Consider the following 5,409-nt stretch of genomic DNA (forward strand, 5'->3'; position numbering starts at 1 on the left):
GCAAAATGGCCACCCATCGATGGGTGGCCATTTTGTCTAAAAGGAGTCCGGCGGTGTCCTACTCTCCCACAGGGTCCCCCCTGCAGTACCATCGGCGCTGTGAGGCTTAGCTTCCGGGTTCGGAATGTAACCGGGCGTTTCCCTCACGCTATGGCCGCCGAAACACTATTGATGTTTCAATCAAACACATAACAAAGTCATTGTTGTTATGCGGTTCTCGACCGTACATCGAGAACCACTCAGTGGACGCGTAGCACCAACAAACGGTGTGTTATCAAGTCATCGGCTTATTAGTACCAGTCAGCTGCATGCATTACTGCACTTCCACATCTGGCCTATCAACCCAGTAGTCTGGCTGGGAGCCTCTCACCCGAAGGTATGGAAATCTCATCTTGAGGCCGGCTTCCCGCTTAGATGCTTTCAGCGGTTATCCATCCCGAACGTAGCTAATCAGCGGTGCTCCTGGCGGAACAACTGACACACCAGAGGTTCGTCCAACCCGGTCCTCTCGTACTAGGGTCAGATCCTCTCAAATTTCCTACGCGCGCAGCGGATAGGGACCGAACTGTCTCACGACGTTCTAAACCCAGCTCGCGTACCGCTTTAATGGGCGAACAGCCCAACCCTTGGGACCTACTCCAGCCCCAGGATGCGACGAGCCGACATCGAGGTGCCAAACCATGCCGTCGATATGGACTCTTGGGCAAGATCAGCCTGTTATCCCCGAGGTACCTTTTATCCGTTGAGCGACAGCGCTTCCACAAGCCACTGCCGGATCACTAGTCCCGACTTTCGTCCCTGCTCGACCTGTCAGTCTCACAGTCAAGCTCCCTTGTGCACTTACACTCGACACCTGATTGCCAACCAGGTTGAGGGAACCTTTGGGCGCCTCCGTTACTTTTTGGGAGGCAACCGCCCCAGTTAAACTACCCACCAGGCACTGTCCCTGAACCGGATTACGGTTCGAAGTTAGATATCCAGAGTGACCAGAGTGGTATTTCAACAATGACTCCACACGAACTAGCGTCCATGCTTCAAAGTCTCCCACCTATCCTACACAAGCCACACCGAACACCAATACCAAGCTGTAGTAAAGGTCACGGGGTCTTTCCGTCCTGCTGCGCGTAACGAGCATCTTTACTCGTAATGCAATTTCGCCGAGTTCGCGGTTGAGACAGTTGGGAAGTCGTTACGCCATTCGTGCAGGTCGGAACTTACCCGACAAGGAATTTCGCTACCTTAGGATGGTTATAGTTACCACCGCCGTTTACTGGGGCTTAAATTCTCAGCTTCGCCTTACGGCTAACCGGTCCTCTTAACCTTCCAGCACCGGGCAGGCGTCAGTCCGTATACATCGTCTTGCGACTTGGCACGGACCTGTGTTTTTAGTAAACAGTCGCTACCCACTAGTCTCTGCGGCCTCCAAACGCTTTCGGGAGTAAATCCCTATACGCCGAAGGCCCCCCTTCTCCCGAAGTTACGGGGGCATTTTGCCGAGTTCCTTAACCACGATTCTCTCGATCTCCTTGGTATTCTCTACCTGACCACCTGAGTCGGTTTGGGGTACGGGCGGCTAGAACCTCGCGTCGATGCTTTTCTTGGCAGCATAGGATCACCCACTTTTTATCCGCATCGTGTCTCAGCCTATGTGAATCGCGGATTTGCCTACGACTCGGCCTACGCACTTGCACCAGGACAACCATCGCCTGGCTTGGGCTACCTTCCTGCGTCACACCTGTTAATACGCTAACCGCACCAGAATGGGGTCGTGCGCTAGGCCCAGAGCGTCACCCCGAAGGGATCAGTCACTGGGATTCAGACACTTAGCACTACTGGATTAGCTTGGGCGGTTCTTCGCCGGTACGGGAATATCAACCCGTTGTCCATCGACTACGCCTGTCGGCCTCGCCTTAGGTCCCGACTTACCCAGGGAAGATTAGCTTGACCCTGGAACCCTTGGTCTTTCGGAGGACGTGTTTCTCACACGTCATTCGCTACTCATGCCTGCATTCTCACTCGTGTAGCCTCCACGGCTGGTTCACACCGCCGCTTCGCTGGCCACACGACGCTCTCCTACCCATCAACACGGCTGGACCACGAAGGCCTACCAATAATGTCAATGCCACAACTTCGGTGGCGTGCTTGAGCCCCGTTACATTGTCGGCGCGGAATCACTTGACCAGTGAGCTATTACGCACTCTTTCAAGGGTGGCTGCTTCTAAGCCAACCTCCTGGTTGTCAAGGCAACTCCACATCCTTTCCCACTTAGCACGCGCTTTGGGACCTTAGTTGGTGGTCTGGGTTGTTTCCCTCTCGACTATGAAGCTTATCCCCCACAGTCTCACTGCTGCGCTCTCACTTACCGGCATTCGGAGTTTGGCTGACGTCAGTAACCTTGTAGGGCCCATCGGCCATCCAGTAGCTCTACCTCCGGCAAGAAACACGCAACGCTGCACCTAAATGCATTTCGGAGAGAACCAGCTATCACGAAGTTTGATTGGCCTTTCACCCCTATCCACAGCTCATCCCCTCAGTTTTCAACCTAAGTGGGTTCGGTCCTCCACGACGTCTTACCGTCGCTTCAACCTGGCCATGGATAGATCACTTCGCTTCGGGTCTAGGACATGCGACTGAATCGCCCTATTCAGACTCGCTTTCGCTACGGCTACCCCACACGGGTTAACCTCGCCACATATCGCTAACTCGCAGGCTCATTCTTCAAAAGGCACGCTGTCACCCCTACTAAGGAGGCTCCAACGGTTTGTAAGCAAACGGTTTCAGGTACTATTTCACTCCCCTCCCGGGGTACTTTTCACCTTTCCCTCACGGTACTTGTCCGCTATCGGTCATCTGGGAGTATTTAGGCTTATCAGGTGGTCCTGACAGATTCACACGGGATTTCACGGGCCCCGTGCTACTTGGGATACTCTTCGCGCCAAGAGAGGCATTTCGACTACGGGGTTGGCACCCTCTATGACCGGCCTTTCAAGACCGTTCGTCTATACCTTCTTGTAACGCCGCCACCTCGGCAGAGATGACTGAAAAGTCCCACAACCCCCAACGTGCAACACCTGCCGGCTATCACACACGCTAGGTTTAGCCTGTTCCGGTTTCGCTCGCCACTACTAACGGAATCGCGGTTGCTTTCTCTTCCTGTGGGTACTGAGATGTTTCACTTCCCCACGTTCCCTCTACCCGCCCTATATATTCAGGCGGGAGTCACTAGGTCGGCACGCCGCCCAGCGGGGTTTCCCCATTCGGACACCCTCGGATCAAAACTTGCTTATCAGTTCCCCGAGGCTTATCGCAGATTGCTACGTCCTTCTTCGGCTCCAGATGCCAAGGCATCCACCGTTTGCTCTTAAAGACTTGAAATCACATGAGTTTGAATCAAAAACTCGACCCCACCCGAAGATGGAATCTGAAATTGACTAATGATCTTTAAGATCATCTTGTGCAACAACCCGAAGGCTGTTGCAAGATGCTCGCGTCCACTGTGTAGTTCTCAAAGTACGGGCGGTACCCCCATCCACCTGCCCGAAACGGACAAACAGAAAGAGGTCCAGAGGTTCAGACCAGATCCCAAAAGATCCGCATCCGGTCCCTCAGGACCCAACAGCGTGCAGACACCGGTCCCCTCACCCAGAACCTTCCAACCGCAAGCGGCGTACTAGTTCCGAGATCAGATCTCGATGCCATGTCAAATGTTCCACCCATGAGCTCCCAGCGAAGAACGTATGCCTTCGAACTGGGTTCTGGACTCCGAAGAGTCAGATGCTCCTTAGAAAGGAGGTGATCCAGCCGCACCTTCCGGTACGGCTACCTTGTTACGACTTAGTCCTAATTACCGATCCCACCTTCGACGGCTCCCTCCAAAAAGGTTAGGCCACCGGCTTCAGGTGTTACCGACTTTCATGACTTGACGGGCGGTGTGTACAAGACCCGGGAACGTATTCACCGCAGCGTTGCTGATCTGCGATTACTAGCGACTCCGACTTCATGAGGTCGAGTTGCAGACCTCAATCCGAACTGGGACCGGCTTTTTGGGATTCGCTCCACCTCGCGGTATTGCAGCCCTTTGTACCGGCCATTGTAGCATGCGTGAAGCCCAAGACATAAGGGGCATGATGATTTGACGTCATCCCCACCTTCCTCCGAGTTGACCCCGGCAGTATCCCATGAGTTCCCACCATTACGTGCTGGCAACATAGAACGAGGGTTGCGCTCGTTGCGGGACTTAACCCAACATCTCACGACACGAGCTGACGACAACCATGCACCACCTGTTTACGAGTGTCCAAAGAGTTGACCATTTCTGGCCCGTTCTCGTATATGTCAAGCCTTGGTAAGGTTCTTCGCGTTGCATCGAATTAATCCGCATGCTCCGCCGCTTGTGCGGGTCCCCGTCAATTCCTTTGAGTTTTAGCCTTGCGGCCGTACTCCCCAGGCGGGGAACTTAATGCGTTAGCTGCGTCACGGAATCCGTGGAATGGACCCCACAACTAGTTCCCAACGTTTACGGGGTGGACTACCAGGGTATCTAAGCCTGTTTGCTCCCCACCCTTTCGCTCCTCAGCGTCAGTTACGGCCCAGAGATCTGCCTTCGCCATCGGTGTTCCTCCTGATATCTGCGCATTCCACCGCTACACCAGGAATTCCAATCTCCCCTACCGCACTCTAGTCTGCCCGTACCCACTGCAGGCCGGAGGTTGAGCCTCCGGATTTCACAGCAGACGCGACAAACCGCCTACGAGCTCTTTACGCCCAATAATTCCGGATAACGCTTGCGCCCTACGTATTACCGCGGCTGCTGGCACGTAGTTAGCCGGCGCTTTTTCTGCAGGTACCGTCACTTTCGCTTCTTCCCTGCTAAAAGAGGTTTACAACCCGAAGGCCGTCGTCCCTCACGCGGCGTTGCTGCATCAGGCTTGCGCCCATTGTGCAATATTCCCCACTGCTGCCTCCCGTAGGAGTCTGGGCCGTGTCTCAGTCCCAGTGTGGCCGGTCACCCTCTCAGGCCGGCTACCCGTCGACGCCTTGGTGAGCCATTACCTCACCAACAAGCTGATAGGCCGCGAGCCCATCCCCAACCGAAATTCTTTCCAGACGCAGACCATGCGGTCACGTCACATATCCAGTATTAGACGCCGTTTCCAGCGCTTATCCCAGAGTCAGGGGCAGGTTGCTCACGTGTTACTCACCCGTTCGCCACTGATCCCACAGAGCAAGCTCCGTGTTCACCGTTCGACTTGCATGTGTTAAGCACGCCGCCAGCGTTCATCCTGAGCCAGGATCAAACTCTCCGTAAAAAAGAAATGCATACGACACCGGGAAAACGGTGACGCAGCGAGTTTGATGCTGACCAAAGAGACAAATTCATTGCTGACTTCATCCATTGCCAACCCCCCG

At 54.5% G+C, this 5,409-nt stretch carries 3 rRNA genes; all 3 read right to left on the reverse strand.

Annotation, left to right across the window (positions count from 1 at the left end):
• Nucleotides 1–45: 45 nt before the first annotated feature.
• Nucleotides 46–162, reverse strand: a 5S ribosomal RNA gene (gene rrf / locus AC6CHX_RS19480).
• Nucleotides 163–270: 108 nt separating this feature from the next.
• Nucleotides 271–3,375, reverse strand: a 23S ribosomal RNA gene (locus tag AC6CHX_RS19485).
• 410 nt (nt 3,376–3,785) lie between these two features.
• Nucleotides 3,786–5,309, reverse strand: a 16S ribosomal RNA gene (locus tag AC6CHX_RS19490).
• The 16S, 23S and 5S rRNA genes sit together here, the layout of an rRNA operon.
• Between the last annotated feature and the right edge of the window lie 100 nt (nt 5,310–5,409).

Source organism: Microbacterium sp. GQ128 (assembly GCF_059758615.1).